Genomic DNA, 19,119 nt, shown 5'->3' on the forward strand with positions numbered 1-19,119 from the left:
GGTGTAGAACTTTCTCAGTACCCAAGAAACAAAAAACGCCGCGAACAGGATCGCGGCGTTTCTGTTGGACAGAAGTGTTAGTCTTACTGTTTGACTTCCGCAGCCGGATTGGCACCCGATTTGCCACTACGGCCTGGGTTCAGCGGGTCGTCCTGACGCTGTACGGAACCCTCAAAATGGGCGCCGCTTTCGATCGCGATGGTCTTGTGGATGATGTCGCCTTCGACTCGTGCGGTCGAGGTCAGGCGGACCTTCAGGCCACGTACGCGGCCCACGATGCGGCCGTTGACGACGACGTCATCGGCAGTAACTTCACCCTTGATGGTGGCAGTTTCGCCGATGGTCAGCAGATGGGCGCGGATGTCACCTTCTACGGTGCCTTCAACCTGGATATCGCCCGAGGTTTTCAGGTTTCCGGTGATGTGAAGATCCGAGGACAGGACCGATGCGGGCGGCTTTGGCTTGGGCGGGGTGCTCGCCTTGGTTTCAGCCGGTGCAGGAGCCGCCGGAGTGGCCGGTGCGGCTGGTTTTGCTGCCTCAGTCTCTTTCGATCCGGGTTCGTTGATTTTGCTCTTAGAAAACATTTCTCGCAGCCTTGATATAAGTCATTGGGTTAACAGGTTTTCCGTTCACACGGACCTCGTAGTGCAAGTGTGTGCCGGTCGACCGTCCGGTGCTACCCATATCAGCAATATGATCCCCGCGCGAGACCCTTTGACCAACCTTTACGCGTACCTTGGTGTTATGAGCGTAAAGTGTCTCAATCCCAAAGGCGTGCTTGATCTTAACCAGCCGTCCGAAACCCGATTGCCAGCCTGCATGAGTGACAACACCATCAGCAGTCGCGAAGATATCGGTGCCCGAGGGGCCGGCAAAATCAGCGCCATTATGCATGCGGCGACCGCCGGTTTTTGGGTCGCGCCGCGTACCGTAGCCGCTGGTGAAACGAACCGCTGCACGCACCGGGCTGGCGAAGGGGGCCTTTTCGGCAGCGATGCGATAGAGGTTCAGCTGGTCCATCTGTTCCAGCAGGATATTTGCGCGGATCTGGTCGGGGGTCAGTTCCTCACCGCGCGTACTAAGGGATAAAGGGGTCAGCGGACCGCCCATACCGCTATATCCGCGACGAACCTCGTCGAGGATACGATCTGTGGGCATGCCCGCGTTGCGGAACATCTTGTCGAGGGGTTCGACCGAGATCACCATGGCCTCTTCCAACTGGCGGAAAATCTCGTCGCTGCGTTCCTGCATCAGACGAATTTCAAGTTCTAGCTCATCGCGCTGATGCAGCGCGCCTTGTGCGTCAGCTGCAATCTGGTCGCGCTGTGCAGCGGTCCTAGCCAGAGCGTCTGTCATGAATGCCATTTGCGCGGGATTGGCCGATGCCGCCATATACGCAGAATCCCCACCGGCGCTTTGTTGCAGTTCGGCCAATTCAATTCGGGCGTCTTCACGCTGTTTCATCGTGGCGCGCAGTGTGGTCTGGATAACCTCGATGCCGGTCTCCAGCTCGCGGCGGCGGTTCTCGGATTCCAGCAACTCGGACTGCATGACCGAAATCTGTTCCAGCGCCGCGTTGAACCTGTCATGGGCGGCCAAAGCCTCGGCAGCGCGCGTATCACGTTCATCCGACAGGATATTCAGGCGCTCTTGATAGGTTGCTTGATCGCGCTTGGCTTGTTCCCGGAAATTGCCAGACCCAATACTGTCCATCAGCAGGATCGACGTGGCAATGGCGGTCCAGGCGACCATTACCCCGACACCAGCGACGGCGGCAATCTGGGTCTCCGAACTTAGCCGGATAAACCGTGTATCATTGTCAGATTTCAGAAAAACCCGGCGCTCTGGAAAGTGCCGCTCAAGCAGTGAGTGTAGTTTAATTGCCAGACGTGTCCGCACGCGTCCTACCTCAATTGTCCCCATATCTCGGAGCCGGTCGTGAGTGAGTAGCCGCTCCTTGACGCGATTGCATAAAGGGGTCGGGGCATTCGGGCAAGTTTGTTAACCAATCGAGCGCAATGAACGGAGTTTTACCGCACGTGATCGGCGGGAATTTGCCGATAGCAGGCGTTTGCTGTCAGTCTGATACAACTCCGGGTGGTGGTAGGTCTTCGGTCAGGGGCCAATAGAAATCAGGGGGCAGCCCGGCTTCGGCGCGCTTCTCTTCGTTGAAGGGTGGTTTCAGCGCTCCGTGGAAATAGCGACGCACGAGGGCGTGGAACACGTCTTTGGGGTCTGCATTCTCGCGCCCACACAGGAAGTGGAACCATTTCGAACCATAGGCGACATGGCCGACCTCTTCGGCATAAATCACTTCAAGCGCAGCAACGGCGTCATCAGCCTTTGCCTTGCGGAAGATGTCTATCATGCCAGGGGTCACATCCAGCCCGCGCGCCTCAAGAACCATCGGGACCACGGCAAGGCGGCCCATCAGGTCCTCGGCTGTGTCCTCGGCTGCGCGCCACATGCCTGCATGGGCGGGCAGGGCGCCATAGTGGCTGCCCATCTGTTCGAGGCAGTCGCAAACCATCTCGAAATGGCGTGATTCTTCTTCGGCGCATTTCACCCAATCATCGTAGAACCCGATGGGCATCGGCACATGGCCAAAGCGCGCGATGATATCCCAATGCAGGTCCACCGCGTTCAACTCTATATGCGCGACGGCGTGCAACAGCGCGATGCGGCCCGCCTCGGACCCGGGCCTGCGGCGCGGTACATCCCGAGGCGACAACAGTTCGGGCTTTTCAGGCCGCGCGGGGTAAAGCGGTGGCTTAGCGGTGCCTACTTCGATCTTGGGCGCGTCGCCCTGCCGGGATGTAAACCAGGCAGCGGCGTATTGTTTGGACAGGGCGGTTTTCTCGCGTCCGACCGATGTGGTCAAAACCTCAGTCGCCATTTCGGTCAGTGTTTTTGACACGCTTGCCCCCTTACGCTGCAGTCCGCGCGGGTCATACCCTTGATGCCCGCGCGGGTCGAGAGGGTCAGAGTGCGCGCGCAGCCTCAAGCACTTCGTCCACATGGCCCGGCACTTTCACCTTGCGCCAGATACGGGCTATTTTGCCCTCGGCATCGATCAGAAAGGTTGAACGTTCAATGCCCATCGATTTCCGCCCATACATGTTCTTTTCGACCCAAACGCCATAATCCTCGCACACGGTCTGACCCTCGTCGGACAAAAGTGGCGTGGTCAGGCCGTGCTTTGCGACGAATTTGTCGTGCTTTGCCAAGGTGTCGCGCGAGATGCCGAAAACGTTAGCACCCGCATCCGCAAAGGCTTGCAGTTGTTCCGAGAAACCGATGGATTCCTTAGTGCAGCCCGGCGTATCATCGCGGGGGTAGAAAAATAGAACGACGGCACGGCCACGTTGTTCCGACAGGGACACCTCGCCGCCGCCATCGCGGGGCAGAGTAAAGTCGGGTGCGATGTCTGAGACTTCGGGCATATTCAAACTCCGGCTGAGAAATTAACGGTTGCCGCATATCATAGGGCTCCGTGTGCAGGTTGAAAGGCGTGGGACGTAAATTGGTCCAGCAAGAACAGCAGGATGACGCCGGTTCGGTTAAAAAGCCCCGACGTCGGTCGCGTCGACGGACTGCTGGCTTGTGGACACTGCGCGGTGTCTTCATTCTTGTTCTTCTGGCACTGGTCACAGGCTTCATGGTGGTGGGGCAGCGCATGCACGCGCCGGATTGGCTACGTGATCGGGTTGAAACTCGGTTAGATCAGGCGCTGGGCGGCGTCAAAGTGCGGTTCGGCGATGTCAGCTTTATCATTCATGAAGGCTGGCGTCCTCGATTGCGTTTGACCGATGTCCGCATCAATGACGCTGACGGTCGTCAGATCGCCGAAGTGTCCGACCTGCGGGCCAGCCTTTCTATGCGCCCGCTGCTGCGCGGTCATGTGCGGCCCAAGCGGATCATCCTGCAAGGCGCGCAGATCGCTTTGACAAGGGGTGTGGACGGAGCCCTTTCTCTGACGGTGGGTGCGGGCAGTGCGCCGGTCGGGCAAGCTCCGAATCTGGCGCAGCTGATCGAGGCCTCGGACGAGGTGTTCCAGGCCCCTGTCTTGTCAGCCCTGACCTCAGTTGAACTGGATGCAATTACGCTGGACTATCAGGATCTGCGGCTGGGCCGGTCCTGGGTGCTGGATGGTGGGCGCATTCAGGCGACCCGCAGCGCGCGTGAGGTTCGACTTGCCACCAGCTTTTCGGTACTTGCCGGGCGGGACTACGTAAGCACGATCGAGGCCAATTATACCAGTTCGCTTGGCAGCCCTGCCGCACAGTTTGGCATTTCGATCACCGATCTGCCTTCCGAAGATATTGGCGGACACAGCCCAGCTCTTGCATGGATGCAGGTGTTGCGCACGCCCATCTCTGGTGCTTTGCGTGGTAGCGTGGACCCCGAAGGCGCGCTGGGCCCGGTCTTTGCCACACTGAACCTCGGTGCGGGTGCGGTGCAGCCGACACCAGAAACAACACCGATCAAGTTTGAATCGGCGAGAACCTATTTTACATACGATCCAAAGCTGCAGGCGCTGGACTTTAATGAGGTCTCGATCAATTCCGCTTGGGGAACAGTGCAGGCGGATGGAATGACCTTCCTGAAGGGGGTCAAAGCCGGCGGCTTGGAGAGCATGTCAGGGCAGTTCCGTTTGAGCGGGATTGAGATTAATCCCGTGGATCTGTTCCCTGAACCGCTGAACCTTTCGCAGGCCGAGGTGGACTTTCAGATGAAACTGGCCCCGTTCAGGCTGCAGTTGGGCCAGATGTCAATTGAAGATGGTGAACATCGCGCGCGCCTGAGCGGGTCATTGGCCGGTCTGTCCGAAGGTTGGGTTGCCGAGATTGACGCGCAGATCGACCAGATGAGCTCTGATCAATTGTTGAAATACTGGCCAGAACGTCTTGCGCCGAAACCACGTCTCTGGGTCACTGAAAACCTGTATCAGGGCGAAATGTCGGATCTGGATTTCGCTCTGCGTCTGCGGCCAGGAGAAAAACCCGACATCTATGCCGATTTTGAGTTCGAAGAAACCAAGGTCCGGTTCGCCAAGACGCTTCCGCCCATTCAGGATGCACAAGGGCAGGCCAGCCTGCTAAACGGGCGGTTTACGGTCTCGGCGCAGAAGGGGATCGTAATCGCGGACGAGGGCGGGGCGGTTGATGCTTCGGGCACTTCGTTTATCATTCCAGACACCCGTATCAAGAAATCCACGCCCGGGATCGCCCGCGTGCAGGCCAAGGGTAGCGTGACGGCTGCCCTGTCTTTATTGGATCGGCCACCGCTGCAATTATTGACCAAGGCCAATCTTCCCATAGAGCTGGCAGAAGGTCAGGTCAGTCTTTCGGGCACGTTGTCGTTGCCCATGATCAAGGGCTTGAAGCTTGAAGACACACGATTCCATTTTTTGGGCGAACTGGTCGATCTGGACAGTGACAGGCTGGTGCCGGGGTTTGAAGTCAGTGCCAACCAACTCGATCTGACGGGGGATCAAACGCAGGTCGCCATTTCGGGCGAGGGCTTGTTTGGTGTCGTACCAGTTAATGCAACCTGGCGACAGCCCATCGGCGGCGACACCGCGCAACGTAGCGAGCTGACAGGGCAAATTGAAATCTCTCCGCGCCTGATGGAACAGATAAATGCCGGTTTACCTAAAGGGATGCTAACCGGACAGGGGGTCGCCGACTTTTCACTGGGTATCGGCGCAGGTGAACCGCCACTTCTGAACGCAAACTCTGACCTGGTGGGGGTGGCTCTGGCCATCCCCGAGTTGGGGTGGAGGAAAGGGGCAAACAGCAGCGGCACCTTAACAGCCGAAGCGACACTAGGCGCGCAACTCAACGTCGATGAGCTGCGTATCGAGGCGGCGGGGCTGCGAACATCAGCCACGATCTCTTTCAGAGATGGTGAGTTTGACCGCGTGCGCTTCAGCTCATTTGAATTGGGCAACTGGTTGGCTGTTCCTGCGGAACTGATCGGGCGAGGGACGGCGTTACCGGACATCCGCGTGTTGGGCGGCGTGCTTAATTTGGGTAAATCGACTTTGGGTGAAGGGGGTAGCAGCGGAGGAGGCGCAGCTGGACCTGGGCCGAAGCTCGACGTCACCTTGGATCGATTACAGGTAACCGAAACGGTGGCATTGACCGGGTTAACCGGCTCGTTTCAAACCACAGGCGGGTTGACGGGTGGATTCGCAGCTCAGGTCAACGGTGGCGCGCGGATCAAAGGCCAGGTGACGCCGCGCGATAATCGAACGGCGGTTGGGCTGACTTCCGAAGATGCGGGTGCGGTTCTGCGTTCGGCTGGTGTTCTGACGCAGGCGCGTGGCGGGTCCATGCAATTGCAACTCGACCCGATTGCCGAGCCCGGAAACTACGACGTTGACCTGAAAATCAAGAATACACGGATCACCGACGCTCCGGCGATGGCGGCCTTGTTGAACGCGATCAGTCTGGTGGGGCTGTTGGACGAGATGGCGGGACAGGGCATATTCTTTGCAGCCATCGATAGCAAAATGCGCATCACCCCGACCGAAGTGAAGGTTTTAAGTGGCAGCGCCGTGGGGCCATCTATGGGACTTTCATTCGAGGGCACCATTGATACGGTGACTCAAATGCTGAACCTGCGCGGCGCGATCTCGCCAATTTATCTGGTTAATGCGATTGGCAGTGTTCTGTCGAAGAAGGGCGAGGGGATTTTCGCCTTCAACTATACCCTGACCGGCCCACTGAGCGATCCAAAGGTTTCTGTCAATCCGCTGTCCGGGCTGGCCCCGTTGTTCCTGCGAAACTTGTTGCGCGAGCCCGCGCCGACTGTCTCGGATGGCCCAAATGCAACGCCTGACCGATCGGACCAACCCCATCCGGCTGTGCAATCACGCGGCGAGGACCGCTGATCTGAGCGGTGGCCGAATCTGTTGGGCCGATGTATGGCGCGGCCATGAAACTCAGCGATTTTGATTTCCATCTGCCCGAACACCTGATTGCGACGCGGCCTGCCAGCCCGCGCTCATCGGCACGCCTGCTACTTGCGCAGCGGGATACCATTCGAGATCAGCGTGTCCACGATCTGCCGGACATATTGCTCCCTGGGGACCGGCTGGTCTTGAACGACACACGCGTCATCCCGGCACGCCTGAATGGCCGCCGCCATCGCAGCAGCGCACAGGGGCCTGTGTCCGCAGCGATCGAAGCGACGCTGCTGGACCCGCAATCCGACGGCTGCTGGGCTGCACTGATCAAACCGTTAAAGAAGGTCAAACCCGGCGAAGAAATCGTGTTTTCAGATGACTTAAGTGCGACCCTGGATCGGGTTGCCGATGGCCAGGCCTTTCTGCGTTTCAACCTGACCGGAGAGGATTTCGACCAAGCCTTGGAGCAGGCTGGTGCGATGCCATTGCCGCCCTATATTGCGGCGAAACGTGCGGCGGACGAACAGGACAAGACCGATTATCAAACTGTATGGGCGCGGAACTCTGGTGCTGTCGCAGCCCCGACAGCGTCGCTGCATTTCGACGGTGCGTTGCTGCGGGCGCTTTCAGCACGTGGTGTCGAGTTTACCCATGTCACTTTGCATGTGGGTGCGGGCACCTTTCTGCCAGTTAAGGTCGAGGACGTGGCGACCCACAAAATGCATGCTGAATGGGGCCGTGTCAGCGCGCAGGCCGCAGCCGATATCGCCGCGACCAAAGCAGCGGGTGGGCGGATCATTCCTGTGGGCACGACGGCCTTACGTCTGATCGAAAGTGCTGCACGTTCAGGGCAGATCGAACCGTGGGAAGGTGAGACCGACATATTCATTTACCCCGGATTTCAGTTTCACGTCACTGATGCGCTGATGACTAACTTTCATCTGCCGAAATCCACACTGTTAATGCTGGTTTCCGCGTTGATGGGACAGGAACGGGTCAAAACAATTTATGATCACGCCATCGCGGATGAATATCGCTTTTTCTCCTACGGCGACGCATCTCTTTTGATCCCCTAGTCGCATCTGTTTCATCCGCGCCGCAACAATGTCGTAGACAGGCGCGACGCGGATAGTATTTGATCGCAAAGCGAACAAAACAAATCAGCAATTTGGGTTGGCAGAATGCTTCAGGTTCTTTCCAGCGCTTGGGCGCTTCTTCTGGGTATGGGATTGCTGATGGTCGGCAACGGCCTGCAGGGCACTCTGCTGGGCGTGCGTGGCGAGATTGAGGGGTTTTCGACCCTCGAAATGTCATTTGTAATGTCCGCCTATTTTGTTGGATTTCTCGGCGGTTCGCGTTTGGCGCCCGAAATGATCCGTCGCGTCGGTCATGTGCGCGTATTCGCAGCACTGGCTTCGTTTATTTCGGCCGTCATGATCATGTATCCGATGCTTGCCGATCCCATTGCCTGGTCGCTGGGCCGGGTCGTGATCGGATTCTGTTTCTCGGGTGTGTATGTGACCGCTGAGAGCTGGCTGAACAACGCCGCAAACAACGAGAACCGAGGACAGGCCCTTTCGCTTTATATGATCGTGCAGATGGCGGGTGTGGTCAGCGCTCAGGCCCTGCTGCTGGTTGGTGACCCAGCCGGGTATGAAACCTTTGTCATCGCGTCGATTCTGGTTTCGATCTCGTTTGCACCCATTTTGTTGTCGATCTCTCCTACGCCTGCGTTTGACACCACCAAGCCGATGACCCTGCGCCAGTTGATGGAAACATCACCGCTGGGCTGCGTTGGCATGTTCTTGTTGGGCGGGATTTTCTCTGCCCAATTCGGGATGAGTGCCGTTTATGGTGCGCAAGTAGGTCTGAGTCTGGTTGAAATTTCGATCTTCGTGGCGGTGTTCTATATTGGAGCGGTATTGCTTCAGTTTCCACTGGGCTGGATGTCCGACCGGATGGACCGTCGCGTATTGATTATACTGGTCTCGGCAGTTGGCGGGGTTGGTGCCGTTATTGGCATGGTGCTGGGTGTAACATTCACGATGCTTCTTGTTGCGGCCTTCTTTATTGGCGGCATGACAAGCCCGCTCTATTCCCTGCTGATAGCTTATACCAACGATTATCTGGAGTATGATGATATGTCGGCGGCCTCGGGCGGGCTGGTATTCATCAATGGCCTTGGAGCTATCGCCGGGCCAATTATTACCGGCTGGCTGATGGGCACAGGCGTTGTCGGGCCAAAGGGTTTCTTTCTGTTTATCGCTACGCTGATGTTTGCCATGGCCGCCTACGCCGCCTATCGGATGACCCAGCGAGTCTACACGCCGGTGGATGAAACGGGCGCGATTGCTCCGATCTATCCAACTTCGTCACCTGTTGCGCTGGAAGTCGCCCAAGAGGTTGCTATTGAAGCAGCGCAAGATGAGCAAGATGCGCAAGAACCCGCCCGTGCGCCGGAATTGTGACTTTAGTGTTGCAATATGTTACTGTCACAAATCTGTAAAAGTGATTTTAATGACGTTACGTCCTGGGGAGGACAATTACGGAGTCTAGGGCAATGGTAGGTCCTGAAGAAGTATTGAGTTTTTGGTTAGATGAGGTCGGCCCCGAGGGGTGGTACCTACAGGATGAAGCGCTGGATGCGCGGATCCGAGACAAATTCCTTTCAACCTGGAAAGCAGCGTGTGAAGGCAAGTTTTCGCTCTGGCTGACCTATCCCAGCGGGACGCTGGCTTACATTATCCTTTTGGATCAGTTGCCTCGCAATATGTTCCGGGGCAGCAAGCAAGCCTTTGCATCCGATAGGGCGGCACTGGCGGCAGCAAAATGCGCGGTCGATAAGGGCTGGGATCTAAAGATCGATGAACCCGCGCGGCAGTTCTTCTATCTGCCAATGATGCACTCGGAAAATTTGTGCGATCAGGAACGTTGTGTACGCATGATGCTTGAGCGGATGCCCGAAAGTGGCGACAGCAATCTGCTGCATGCGCGCGCGCATCGCGAGGTGATCCGAAAATTCGGCCGTTTCCCATATCGCAACGATGCACTGGAAAGGGCGACTACTGATCACGAAGCCGCATATGTGAGCAATGGTGGCTACGGATCAACAGTGCGTGAATTGCAGGCCGCGACCTAGGTCGCGGGCTCGCAACCCTTGATGATCAAGATCCGGTTGGTGATGTTGTCTGCGGAAGTCGTGATCGCATAGTTGATCAGGTCTTCCGGACGTTCGACAAGGTTCGCCAAGCGAGATTGGGTGTTTTCAAGTTCCCCCTCCAAACTGTTCAAGCGTTGCAGTGTGGCGCTCAGCTGTTGGCGCATGGTTGCATCTAGCTGCGCTCTCTGGCCAAATGAGGCAAGATCGCTGCGCAGCTCTGTCAGCTCTACTCGAATGCCTTGCGCCTGTTCGCGCAATGGCGCCACTGCTTGCAAGTTCTCAGCAAATCCGGTCCGAATTTGGTCTGCAGATTGCAAAAGTTTCCACCCCAGGAAGAGGCATAAGGCCAGCAATATCAATGTCGCGTTCAAAAAAGCCAGTAATAAGTCCTTGAGGGTTTTGGCCATGTTTCGCCTTTCGAAATATGGTGGATATCAAAAACAAATGGTTCCGAAGTCTCCGTTCTAGCCTTTGCGGCGGCACGGGTATAGGCTGAATTCAGCTTGATAATGGCGAAATTACCCTGCGTCACATATGTCGCGGGAAGTTATGTTGATGCGTTGGAAAAAATAGTTTAACGGTAAACTAGTTTTTGAACCGATCTGTGCCGAGAGGGAAACATGGCTGCAAAATCCTATGATCTGATCGTAATCGGGGCTGGCCCCGGTGGCTATGTGGCCGCTATTCGCGCGGCACAATTGGGCCTTAAGACCGCTGTCGTTGAACGCGAGCATTTGGGCGGCATCTGCCTGAATTGGGGCTGTATCCCCACAAAGGCGCTGTTGCGGTCATCGGAAGTGTTCCATCTGATGGAGCGTGCCAAGGATTTTGGCCTGAAAGCTGACAAGGTCGGTTACGATCTGGACGCCGTGGTCAAACGCTCGCGCGGGGTTGCGGCGCAGCTTTCCGGCGGCATCGGTCACCTGTTGAAGAAAAACAAAGTGGCCGTTGTGATGGGAGAAGCGACCATTCCGGCCAAAGGCAAGGTCAGCGTGAAAACTGACAAAGGCACCGAGGAGCTGACAGCGAAGAACATCGTTCTGGCCACTGGCGCCCGTGCGCGTGAACTGCCGGGGCTCGAGGCTGATGGCGATCTGGTCTGGACCTACAAACACGCGCTGCAGCCGCCGCGGATGCCCAAGAAATTGCTCGTTATCGGTTCGGGCGCGATCGGAATCGAATTCGCCAGTTTCTACAACACGCTGGGAGCAGACACGACTGTTGTCGAAGTCATGGATCGCGTTCTGCCGGTCGAAGATGCTGAGATCAGCGCGTTTGCAAAAAAGGCCTTCACCAAGCAAGGCATGACCATCATGGAAAAAGCAATGGTCAAGCAACTGGACCGCGCCAAGGGCAAAGTAACCGCGCATATCGAGGTGAAAGGTAAGGTCGAGAAGCACGACTTTGACACTGTGATTTCGGCGGTCGGTATTGTCGGCAATGTTGAGAACCTCGGGCTTGAGGCTCTGGGCGTAAAGATTGACCGCACCCATGTTGTGACGGATGAATTCTGCCGTACCGGGTTTGAAGGACTTTATGCGATTGGCGATATCGCTGGCGCGCCGTGGCTTGCGCACAAGGCGAGCCACGAAGGCGTTATGGTCGCTGAGCTTATTGCTGGTAAGCACGCACATCCGGTCAAACCCGAAAGCATCGCTGGCTGTACCTATTGTCAGCCTCAAGTCGCCTCGGTCGGATACAGCGAAGCCAAGGCCAAAGAGTTGGGGTACGACATTAAGGTCGGCCGGTTCCCGTTCATTGGCAATGGCAAGGCCATCGCACTGGGTGAGCCTGAAGGGCTGATCAAAACCGTGTTTGATGCCAAAACCGGTGAACTGCTGGGCGCGCACATGATTGGTGCTGAAGTGACCGAGTTGATCCAGGGCTATGTGGTGGGCCGCCAGTTGGAGACCACCGAAGAAGATCTGATGAACACTGTCTTCCCGCACCCAACGCTGTCGGAAATGATGCATGAAAGCGTGCTGGATGCCTATGGACGCGTGATCCACATGTAAGGATGGGGGCTCAGCCCCCGTCGAGGTATGCCGCGACTCTCCGAGATAGTTATCGCCAGATGAAGCAGGGTATCCGTACTTCATCTGGCTGGAAATATCCCGGAGCGCGAGGCAGAGCCTCGCAAAATACCATTCTTATTTCCTGGTCAAAGCGTCCAGAATGCGCGCCCACGAGCGGATGCCCTTGTGGAAACTTTTGACGTCGTATTTCTCGTTCGGTGAGTGAATGGCGTCGTCGTCATTAGCATAGCCGACCAGCATGGAATCCAAGCCCAACACCGAATTGAAATAACCAACGACAGGGATCGAGCCGCCCATGCCAGTGAAGACGGCCTCGCGGTCCCATTCATCCGAAAGCGCGCCGCGCGCGGCTTCGAATTCGGGGCGATTGAGGTTCATGACCGAGGCGGGCGAGCCCTCAAGGTCGTTATCCCATACTACTTTGGCATCCGATGACAAGCGATCTTCGACATGTTTGCGGATTCGATTGCGCAACGCATCTGGATCCATATCGCCAACCAGACGGCAGGTAATCTTGCAATGCGCCTCGGACGGGATCACGGTTTTGGAGCCAGCGCCGTTGTAGCCTCCCCACAAGCCGTTCACTTCCAGCGTCGGCCGCGCCCATTGTTGTTCGAGCGTCGAATACCCCTTTTCGCCGTGTGGTTCGGAGTAGCCAACAGAGTTCAGGTATTCCGCTTCGTCGAAGCCACAATTCTGCCATTGGCGCAGTTGCTCGGCTGGGACTTCGTGCACGCCTTCGTAGAAGCCGTCGACCGCCACGCGACCGGTGTCTTCGTCGTAGAATGAGGCAACGATGCGCGATAGCTCTCGCAGCGGGTTCAGGCCGGGTCCGCCATAATGGCCTGAATGCAGGTCGATGCGGGGGCCGATGATGGTGAATTCATCCTTAAGCATGCCGCGCAGTTGCGACGCGATTGACGGGACACCTCGCGAGACCATCGAGGTGTCACAGACCAAAGCCAGATCGGCTTGAAGCTCGGCTTTATTTGCTTCGAGAAACGGAACCAGAGATGGCGATCCGGATTCTTCCTCGCCCTCAAAGAAAAAGGTAATGCGGCAGGGCAGGGAGCCGTGAACCGCTTTCCAGGCGCGGCAAGCTTCTACAAAGGTCATTAACTGACCCTTGTCATCGGAAGACCCTCGACCGCGGATCACTTGACCATGTGCGGTGTCTTCCAATGCTGGATCGAAGGGGTCGCGGTTCCACAGTTCCAGCGGGTCAACCGGTTGTACGTCATAATGGCCATAGAACAGAACATGAGGACCTTCGTTGCCTTCACCGACATGACCAACAACCATAGGATGGCCAGGGGTTTCTCGCTTTTCAGCGCTGATGCCGATGCTTTTCAAATCATTGACCAACCAGTCTGCGGCTTTGTCGACGTTCTCCTTGAACGCTGGATCAGTGGAAATAGAGGGGATTCGCAGGAACTCCATCAGGCGATCGATAGAGGTTGTCAGATCGGTATCGATCCGGCTCAGTACAGCGTCAAGCGACATGGGTCTCTCCTGAAAGGTCTGGATTTGGCGCAGAGCCTAGCAGCGCAAACGGGGCCGTCCAGCCCGTTTTGCCTTAAGAATCGGTGAATCTGCCTGCGTCGTTTCCTCGCGTCTGGTTGCCGTAACTTTACTTGTCGGATAGCCGCTTAGTAGGTATTTGATGCAAATCAAAGTTGGGTTCAACGGTTCGGCTGTAGGCAGGTCGGACAGGGGAACGCGAAGCCATATGTTCGGCCCGTCTGTGATGTGGCAAAAAATATCGCCCGGGGTTATGATAAACCCGGGCATCCAAGGAGGGTCCGTTGGACTATACTGCTCAGCTCGATACTGCGATTGCCAGGCTGCATGACGAAGGACGTTATCGGACCTTTATTGATATCGAACGCCGTAAGGGTCAATTCCCGCACGCCGTGCGGACTTGCCCGGACGGATCACAGCAGAACATCACCGTGTGGTGCGGCAATGATTATCTCGGCATGGGGCAGAACCCTGTGGTACTGGACGCGATGCATGAGGCAGTGGATGCGACCGGTGCGGGTTCAGGCGGAACACGCAATATATCAGGGACGACTGTCTATCATAAACGTCTCGAAGCTGAGTTGGCCGATCTGCATGGCAAGGAAGCCGCGCTATTGTTCACCAGCGCTTACATTGCAAATGATGCGACCCTGAGCACGTTGCCCAAGCTATTTCCTGGCCTGATCATCTATTCAGACGAGCTGAACCACGCCTCGATGATCGAAGGCGTGCGCCGTAATGGTGGGGCCAAGCGTATATTCCGTCACAATGATGTCGCACATCTGCGCGAATTGCTCGAGGCCGATGACCCGGCAGCCCCCAAGCTGATCGCCTTTGAATCAGTCTACTCGATGGATGGTGATTTTGGTCCGATTGAACAGATTTGTGATCTGGCTGATGAATTCGGAGCTTTGACCTATATCGATGAAGTTCACGCAGTCGGTATGTACGGCGCCCGTGGTGGTGGCGTGACTGAGCGGGATCGCCTTGCTCATCGCGTCGACATCATCAATGGAACGCTGGCCAAGGCCTATGGCGTTATGGGGGGCTACATTGCCGCAAGCGAGAAGATGTGTGATGCCATCCGCTCTTACGCGCCCGGTTTTATTTTTACCACGTCCCTGCCACCTGCGGTCGCTGCCGGGGCGGCGGCTTCAGTTGCCTATCTCAAGCGCGCACCGGAATTGCGTGAGCAGCACCAAACCCAGGCCAGCATTCTTAAGCTGCGGCTCAAGGGGCTGGGCTTGCCGCTGATAGATCATGGCAGTCATATCGTGCCGGTGATCGTCGGTAATCCCGTGCATACGAAGATCCTTAGCGACCGGTTGCTGGATGACTATGGAATCTACGTTCAGCCAATCAATTTCCCGACCGTCCCGCGCGGCACCGAACGCCTGCGCTTTACCCCCTCTCCGGTGCATGGGCCTGACGAAATGAACCGTCTGGTGCAGGCGATGGACGAACTTTGGTCACATTGTGCGCTAAATCGCGCCGAACTTGCCGGGTAATGTCACACTAAAGTGTGCAACGAGTTTGCTGCGTGTTACGCTTACGCTAACAAAAGAATTAGACGAATCGTTGTAGGGGCGATTCGCCGCTAGCGTGCAACACGCGACAGGCAAAGATGGGGCAGCAGGAATGATTGGGCGCAGATCACAGCGCGATTCCGAAGAAGACATGGACGTCAGGCCAAAGGGCTTTGACGACTATGAGGTACGACTCGGCGATGTTATGCGCGGCGAACGCGCGACGATGGGCAAATCTCTTTTGGATGTGCAGCGCGAACTGCGGATCAAAGCCAACTACATAGCCGCCATTGAAAATGCTGATCCTGATGCTTTTGACACACCCGGCTTCATCGCTGGGTATGTGCGTTCCTATGCCCGCTATCTGGGGATGAACCCCGATGAGACTTTCGCAAGCTTCTGTCAGGAGAGCGGATTCGAAGTTGCACACGGCATGTCGGCCGAGGCATCGGTAGTCAAGAAAGCCCAAGGTGGTTTGCCCGCTCGCGGGTCGATGGGGCGTGATCCCTTCGTCTCGCCGAACACGCCCTATATTCCCGGTCGCGAATCCGTGGTCAGCCAGATCGAACCGCGGGCCATCGGCTCGACACTTGTGCTGTTGGCCGTAATTGGCGGAATTGGCTATGGCGGCTGGTCGGTTCTGAACCGAATTCAGCAGGTACAGGTCAGCCCGGTCGAGCAAGCGCCGGTTGTACTGACTGATCTTGATCCGCTGGACGCTGCGCAGGTGCGGGCGGACGAGGAGGCCGAATTGGCCAGCGTCGATGCACCAAGCACAGAAGCGCTGGATCGTTTGTATCGCCCGCAAGCGCTGGATGTACCGGTGCTGGTTGCCCGCGATGCCCCGATTTCAACGCTTGATCCGCGTACAGTCGGCACTTTCCGCGCTCCTGAGCCACCGCAGATTCAGGTGACTGAAGTTCATACGGTCGAGCGTCCGGCGTTACCGCAGGTGGTTGAGCAACTGGATACGACGCTGAAGATCGTAGCCGTTAACCCATCGTGGATGCGCGTAACGGCCGCTGATGGCAGTGTCATCTTCGAAGGTACACTGGGTACCGTCGAACAAGGCAGCACGTTCGAAGTGCCCCTGACCGAAGAGGCTCCGCTATTGCGAGCTGGTGCATCAGGATCCGTATATTTCTCGATGAATGGTGAACATTTTGGTCCGGTTGGCGCACCCGGCACGGTGACCAAGGGCGTTGTGCTCTCGAAAGATGCAGTTTCCGAAAAATTCGCAGTTGCAGATCTTGAGGCCGAACAGAACAGCGCGCTCAAGCAACTGGTCGCGGAATTGCAGACTAAGCCAGCAGAAGCGCCTGCTGAGTGATCTAGCCATTGCTCCCCTTGGGTTGGCGAACTATCTAAGGGGCAACTCAGGCTGATCTGGACCCTCCCTCATGTCCCTTAATCACGTGCGTCCCTGGCGCGACATCTATCGCCGCAAATCTCGCCAGATCATGGTGGGCAATGTGCCCGTTGGTGGAGATGCGCCGATTGCTGTGCAAACCATGACCAACACGCTGACGACAGATGTGGCAGCAACAGTCGCGCAGGTTCAGGCGGCAGCAGAGGCCGGCGCGGATATTGTTCGGGTGTCGGTGCCGGACGAGGCCTCGGCCAATGCGCTGAAAGAAATCGTGCGCGAAAGCCCGGTTCCAATCGTGGCTGATATTCACTTTCACTACAAACGTGGTATCGAAGCCGCCGAGGCGGGTGCCGCTTGTTTGCGGATCAATCCCGGCAACATCGGCGATGAAAAGCGGGTGAAAGAGGTCATCAAGGCCGCGCGCGACCACAATTGCTCGATCCGGATCGGGGTGAATGCGGGCAGTCTGGAAAAACACCTGCTTGAGAAATATGCCGAACCATGCCCCGAGGCGATGGTTGAAAGTGGGCTGGAACACATCCGTATCCTCGAAGACAACGACTTTCACAATTTCAAGATCAGTGTGAAGGCCAGTGACGTCTTTCTATCGGCAGCCGCCTATCAAGGCATCGCCGAAGCCACGGACGCACCGATTCACCTGGGCATCACCGAGGCTGGCGGGCTGGTATCGGGCACGATAAAGTCTGCCATCGGCCTGGGCAATCTGCTGTGGATGGGCATTGGCGACACGATCCGGGTCAGCCTGTCTGCCGATCCGGTGGAGGAGGTGAAGGTGGGCTTTGAGATCCTGAAATCTCTGGGCCTGCGCCATCGCGGCGTGAACATCATCTCATGCCCTTCCTGCGCGCGTCAGGGCTTTGATGTGATCAAAACGGTTGAGGCGTTAGAACATCGACTGGAACACATCAAGACTCCGATGAGTCTGTCGATCATTGGCTGTGTGGTGAACGGGCCGGGAGAAGCCCTAATGACCGATGTCGGCTTTACCGGCGGTGGGGCAGGGTCTGGCATGGTCTATTTGGCGGGAAAAGCCAGCCACAAGATGTCAAACGATCAGATGATCGATCACATCGTGGAACAGGTCGAAAAGAAGGCGGCGGAGTTGGACGCTGCAGCCGAGGCGGCGGAGTAGAGCCTTTTAGCGTTTACTTTGGCAGTGGAAATTGAGAGGTATCGAGGACCAGGGCCTGCTGATCTTCGGTCAAGTATGCCTGTTGCGTAATCAGCCTCTCGTGACTCGGGCCTTTTTGTGGGCGGCCCCACATATCAAAATGCACTCCGCGGCACGGATCGAAGAAACCGTGATAGTCACCAGCCTGTGCCAGAACGATACATCCCAAACCTGCAGGGCTTATGGGGCTGACGATCAACCATTCCACGCGGGCAAATTCCTCGGGACCCAACGCATTCGCAAGCGATCCGTCGTTTAGCACCTCAGCCCAACCCTTCAAAGGGATGGACGCGTCGGCCTGCGACATCGCTGAAGCCATTTCCGTAGGGCTACGGCGCCAAATGACCACGGGCTTTCCACGAATAACCAGGCGTTTTATTTCACCGGGTACCCAGCTTACTATCGGAATTGTGTGCAGTCTGGCCTGATAGCTGGATTTTACGTCAGCCGTTGGTTCCATGCTGGTCATCAGAAAGTGCGCGCCAATTGCAACTGTCAACAGCGCCCAACCTCCCGTCAATTAATAAAGAATAACGCCTTTTTTCATCACAACAGACTTGAGCAAAACCAGTTTAGTAAATCATGCTTTGATTGAACGCTAATCGAAACGCCTTTCCACTGGGAAGTGCATATTAATCTATCCATCCGTCTATGAAGGGAATAGCGAAGAGGGTTACTCTGCAAACTTCGGATATATGAAACCGTTCACCGGGTATGAACTGCCGTACCGACCCGGATTGGTTTCCACCCGCACCAGCGTCCAATCATTGTTTTTGGATACGTCCATGACGCCCATTTTCAACGACACTTTGTTGCGGTGCCAGTTTGCATGGTTGATGATGACTTCTCGGTTGGTGACGATATCGGAGACGACGGCGACATGACCCAGAGGCATTCCGCGGGTTGCACGAAACGACATCACAGCACCAACCTCTGGCTCATTGCCCCGGTCAAAGATATTGCCAGCCTTGCCCCACCAGTCCTTTGCATTACCGCGGATCTGGATGCCGCTGAGGTTTCGGGCGTAGGGTACGCACCACACTCTTTGCCCGCGGGCATGCTTTTTCGAAACCTCTTGCAGCGCCATTGCCTGACGCTCTGGATCAAGATCACTATCGTTTGGATTCTGAGCGCAGGCCGAGACAAAACCGATAAGGCCCATCGCAATCACAGCGCGGGCGGTGACTGGCAGGCGCGGCCAAATCGTATTTGTTTTGCGGTTGCTGATTTGCAAGAATCTTTGATGACGGTTTGAGTGGTTACAGAGTTTTAAGGTGATCATGCAGCTTGTGAAAAGAGCCCAAAAAGGTCCCGGCAAAATTTTGCCGGTTCCCTAGTTCCAAGGTGGTCCAATGCATGCTCAGGAAAGCCCACTCAATCGCTTCAATTCAATTGATAGGTT

At 56.5% G+C, this 19,119-nt stretch carries 16 protein-coding genes; 8 read left to right on the forward strand and 8 right to left on the reverse strand.

The window, feature by feature from the left end; genetic code table 11:
- Positions 1-83: 83 nt before the first annotated feature.
- The 4 genes from ACR0IU_RS05200 to ACR0IU_RS05215 all read right to left on the reverse strand — a co-directional run bounded on the left by ACR0IU_RS05200 (position 84) and on the right by ACR0IU_RS05215 (position 3,443).
- A complete protein-coding gene (locus ACR0IU_RS05200; RefSeq protein ID WP_170585092.1) occupies positions 84-584 on the reverse strand; it encodes a polymer-forming cytoskeletal protein in 501 nt (166 codons plus the stop codon).
- The gene (locus ACR0IU_RS05205; RefSeq protein ID WP_480715629.1) at positions 574-1,899 is read right to left on the reverse strand and encodes a DUF5930 domain-containing protein; all 1,326 of its coding nucleotides are present in this window, start codon (positions 1,897-1,899) and stop codon (positions 574-576) included. Before ACR0IU_RS05205 ends, ACR0IU_RS05200 begins: the two co-directional genes overlap by 11 nt.
- Positions 1,900-2,077: 178 nt before the next feature.
- Positions 2,078-2,896, reverse strand: coding sequence for a ferritin-like domain-containing protein (locus tag ACR0IU_RS05210; protein ID WP_480715630.1), 819 nt, complete (start codon positions 2,894-2,896; stop codon positions 2,078-2,080).
- An 85-nt stretch (positions 2,897-2,981) separates the two neighbouring features.
- A complete protein-coding gene (locus ACR0IU_RS05215; protein ID WP_170773220.1) occupies positions 2,982-3,443 on the reverse strand; it encodes a peroxiredoxin family protein in 462 nt (153 codons plus the stop codon).
- A 68-nt stretch (positions 3,444-3,511) separates the two neighbouring features.
- Here ACR0IU_RS05215 and ACR0IU_RS05220 point away from each other — a divergent pair, with 68 nt between their 5' ends.
- From ACR0IU_RS05220 to ACR0IU_RS05235, 4 genes are all read left to right on the forward strand, one after another.
- A complete protein-coding gene (locus tag ACR0IU_RS05220; RefSeq protein WP_480715492.1) occupies positions 3,512-6,898 on the forward strand; it encodes a YhdP family protein in 3,387 nt (1,128 codons plus the stop codon).
- Between the two features lie 44 nt (positions 6,899-6,942).
- Positions 6,943-7,989: a tRNA preQ1(34) S-adenosylmethionine ribosyltransferase-isomerase QueA gene (gene queA, locus ACR0IU_RS05225; RefSeq protein WP_480715631.1), complete on the forward strand. Its 1,047-nt coding sequence runs from the start codon at positions 6,943-6,945 to the stop codon at positions 7,987-7,989.
- 105 nt (positions 7,990-8,094) lie between these two features.
- Positions 8,095-9,381, forward strand: a complete 1,287-nt coding sequence (locus ACR0IU_RS05230) for an MFS transporter (protein ID WP_170472195.1) — start codon at positions 8,095-8,097, stop codon at positions 9,379-9,381.
- A gap of 92 nt (positions 9,382-9,473) precedes the next feature.
- A complete protein-coding gene (locus ACR0IU_RS05235) occupies positions 9,474-10,052 on the forward strand; it encodes a DUF924 family protein (protein WP_480715493.1) in 579 nt (192 codons plus the stop codon).
- Here the strand turns inward: ACR0IU_RS05235 and ACR0IU_RS05240 are convergent.
- The gene (locus tag ACR0IU_RS05240) at positions 10,049-10,480 is read right to left on the reverse strand and encodes a hypothetical protein (protein ID WP_480715494.1); all 432 of its coding nucleotides are present in this window, start codon (positions 10,478-10,480) and stop codon (positions 10,049-10,051) included. The genes ACR0IU_RS05235 and ACR0IU_RS05240 overlap by 4 nt on opposite strands.
- A 213-nt stretch (positions 10,481-10,693) precedes the next feature.
- Between ACR0IU_RS05240 and lpdA the strand changes: the two genes are divergently transcribed.
- Positions 10,694-12,088 carry a dihydrolipoyl dehydrogenase gene (gene lpdA / locus ACR0IU_RS05245; protein ID WP_480715495.1) on the forward strand — a complete coding sequence of 465 codons (1,395 nt, stop codon included), beginning with the start codon at positions 10,694-10,696 and terminating at the stop codon, positions 12,086-12,088.
- Between the two features lie 135 nt (positions 12,089-12,223).
- On the opposite strand, the gene ACR0IU_RS05250 is transcribed toward lpdA, so the two are convergent.
- Positions 12,224-13,612: a dipeptidase gene (locus ACR0IU_RS05250; protein ID WP_480715496.1), complete on the reverse strand. Its 1,389-nt coding sequence runs from the start codon at positions 13,610-13,612 to the stop codon at positions 12,224-12,226.
- A 302-nt stretch (positions 13,613-13,914) separates the two neighbouring features.
- Between ACR0IU_RS05250 and hemA the strand changes: the two genes are divergently transcribed.
- The 3 genes from hemA (at position 13,915) to ispG (ending at position 17,678) form a co-directional block, all read left to right on the forward strand.
- A complete protein-coding gene (gene hemA / locus ACR0IU_RS05255; RefSeq protein WP_480715497.1) occupies positions 13,915-15,138 on the forward strand; it encodes a 5-aminolevulinate synthase in 1,224 nt (407 codons plus the stop codon).
- Positions 15,139-15,268: 130 nt separating this feature from the next.
- Positions 15,269-16,486 carry a helix-turn-helix domain-containing protein gene (locus ACR0IU_RS05260; protein WP_170779948.1) on the forward strand — a complete coding sequence of 406 codons (1,218 nt, stop codon included), beginning with the start codon at positions 15,269-15,271 and terminating at the stop codon, positions 16,484-16,486.
- A 70-nt stretch (positions 16,487-16,556) separates the two neighbouring features.
- Positions 16,557-17,678, forward strand: coding sequence for a flavodoxin-dependent (E)-4-hydroxy-3-methylbut-2-enyl-diphosphate synthase (gene ispG, locus ACR0IU_RS05265; protein WP_480715498.1), 1,122 nt, complete (start codon positions 16,557-16,559; stop codon positions 17,676-17,678).
- 13 nt (positions 17,679-17,691) lie between these two features.
- Here the strand turns inward: ispG and ACR0IU_RS05270 are convergent, their stop codons facing one another.
- Both ACR0IU_RS05270 and ACR0IU_RS05275 read right to left on the reverse strand, forming a co-directional pair.
- A complete protein-coding gene (locus ACR0IU_RS05270) occupies positions 17,692-18,216 on the reverse strand; it encodes a Rieske (2Fe-2S) protein (protein WP_480715499.1) in 525 nt (174 codons plus the stop codon).
- A gap of 174 nt (positions 18,217-18,390) precedes the next feature.
- Positions 18,391-18,999, reverse strand: coding sequence for a CHAP domain-containing protein (locus ACR0IU_RS05275; protein WP_170472179.1), 609 nt, complete (start codon positions 18,997-18,999; stop codon positions 18,391-18,393).
- Positions 19,000-19,119: the final 120 nt, after the last annotated feature.

The organism is Ruegeria sp. CL5, from assembly GCF_056536485.1.